The organism is Hyphomonas oceanitis SCH89 (genome assembly GCF_000685295.1).
GTDB classification, from domain to species: Bacteria; Pseudomonadota; Alphaproteobacteria; order Caulobacterales; family Hyphomonadaceae; genus Hyphomonas; species Hyphomonas oceanitis.
This window is the reverse complement of the sequence record NZ_ARYL01000100.1, coordinates 1-1,962: the sequence shown is the minus strand read 5'-3', so window position 1 is coordinate 1,962 and position 1,962 is coordinate 1. Positions and strand designations below refer to the sequence as shown.

Annotated in this window: 2 protein-coding genes; one reads left to right on the top strand and one right to left on the bottom strand. The window is 63.8% G+C overall.

Annotated features, from left to right (window positions below; all coding sequences use genetic code 11):
• Positions 1-67 precede the first annotated feature (67 nt).
• Positions 68-412 carry a hypothetical protein gene (locus HOC_RS20355; RefSeq protein WP_035542356.1) on the bottom strand — a complete coding sequence of 115 codons (345 nt, stop codon included), beginning with the start codon at positions 410-412 and terminating at the stop codon, positions 68-70.
• A 145-nt stretch (positions 413-557) separates the two neighbouring features.
• Between HOC_RS20355 and HOC_RS20350 the strand changes: the two genes are divergently transcribed.
• A complete protein-coding gene (locus HOC_RS20350) occupies positions 558-1,844 on the top strand; it encodes a tetratricopeptide repeat protein (RefSeq protein ID WP_035542353.1) in 1,287 nt (428 codons plus the stop codon).
• Positions 1,845-1,962: the final 118 nt, after the last annotated feature.

Here is a 1,962-nt window from a genome sequence, read left to right as displayed (position 1 = left end):
CCCTCCGTCACGGGCCGGGCGGCCCGCGCCACCTCCCCCGCGTCGCAGGGGAGGATAAGGGCAGTGCCTATTCGGTGGCTGTCGCGTCTGTCTCGGCGACTTCGGTTTCGTCTGTCGCAACGAAGGCGCATTCCTTCTCGGCGGCGACTTCCTTCACGTCCTTGATGTAGGAGCGGGCGAAGGGAATGTTCATCGGGTTCATCATCGAGCGCTGCGCGCCGGCGACTTCCTTTTCCAGCTCTTCACAGGACTGGCGCGAGAAGCGGGCCTTGTTGCCGCCGCTGGCGAGCGCGCCGCTGGCGGCTGATCCGGCGAGCGCGGAGCCGGCCGCGCCGACGGCGGTGGTGCAACCGGAAACAGAGGTGAGCAGGCCGAGTGCGGCGACGGTGGGGACGAGGAATTTGATGTTCATTTTGGAGACCCTTTGGCAGATGAAATGTCTGCTGCTTATCGGGGCTGCCAGGAGGCGTGTCTTACCCCCGAGGGGTGATGCGGCGCATTTTTGTTTGGCGTAACAAAGCGCGCAATCACGTGGATTTTTTTTCGAGGAGTGCGCCATGCGCAGGATGTTTTTTGCAGGCCTTGTCGGGCTTTGTGTCGCCGGTCTGTCTTCAGCCGAAGTTCCCTCTGAGCCGGACTGCGCGGCCGGGGATCGCAAGGCGTGTTTCGAGGCAGGGACGGCCTATGCAGAAGGCACTGGCGTCGAGGCCAGCATGAATGCGGCGATCCCGTTCTTCCTGCGCGCCTGCGACCGGGGCATGCCGCAGGGCTGCACCACGGCCGGCCTGTACATTCTGGACGGCGCTGGCGATCTCGAGCCGAACCTTGAAGCGGGGATGCATATCCTGGAAACCGGTTGCATGCGCGGCGATGACAAGGGGTGTGAATCGACCGTCGGATACCTGACAGCGCAAGACAATCCGATGGCTAACACAGGCAAGGTGGTCGATGTCCTGATCCAGGGGTGCAAGACGGGGTCCATGTGGGCGTGCGGCTGGGGCGCCCGTGCGGCGCAGGACGGCTATGGCGGCAAGTATCCGGAGATGGCCGACATCTCCAAGGCGGCGATCATTGGCGAGATGGGATGCGAGAAGGGCAACCTGTCGGCGTGCGTTGTGTCGGAGACCCTGTTTGGCGATCCGTCATCGGCGCTTTTCGATGCGGAAAAGTCGCTGGAATATTCGGAAGTCAATTGCGACTCCGACATTGCGGAGAGCTGCAACAACCTCGCGCGCGTCTACTATATGATCAATGAACTTGAGCTGGGGACAGTGGCCTATGAGAGGGCCTGCCAGCTGGGCATGGAGCAGACCTGCGCCGAAGCCAAGTCGTTCCGCGCGTATCTGACGGCGAAGGCAGACTATGAGGCGGCTGAAGCCGAGCGCGCCGCCACGATCAATGGCCTGATCAATGCGGGACGCTATGGCGAGGCGGTCAATACGGCGATCTATCAGATGGGCTCTGCCAATCAGGTCGAGGCCGCGGTGCGCGCGGCGGCGGGGGCAGGGGCCATGTCGAAGGTGAACACGCAGGACCTTTATGTGGTCGCCTCGTGGTTCTCGTCCGGCGAGGTGCGCCGGATTGCCGATGCGGAAATGGCGGCCCGTGGCACGGGGCTGGAAGGCACGTTCGGCACAGGGACGAACACGGCCGGTGCAGCGGACGCGCGCTGGAAGGAGCTTTATGGCTCGTCCATTCCCACGACGCGGGCCTCGTCGCCTTCGGCACCGTCCACAAGGACGTTCGGCGCAGGGGACGCCGCCGGCCAGGTTCGCGACAAATACCGCACGGCCCATTGCGAGATGGCAGGCAGCAATGCCAGCGCGGCGGTGTGCCGGAATTGATTGGGGGGGAGGCTGCGTAGCGCGTCAAGCCGAATACGGTTTCGGTGCGCGGCGTGCAACCGGTATGGTGGCGCGGTTTTCGTAGAAGTTTAATGGGATGGTCCGCCCCGTCTCCTCA

What these genes read in the sequence shown, in the direction of transcription:
- HOC_RS20350 (WP_035542353.1), top strand. Translation starts at nt 558, where the DNA reads ATGCGCAGGATGTTTTTTGCAGGCCTTGTCGGGCTTTGTGTCGCCGGT.
- HOC_RS20355 (WP_035542356.1), bottom strand. Translation starts at nt 412, where the DNA reads ATGAACATCAAATTCCTCGTCCCCACCGTCGCCGCACTCGGCCTGCTC.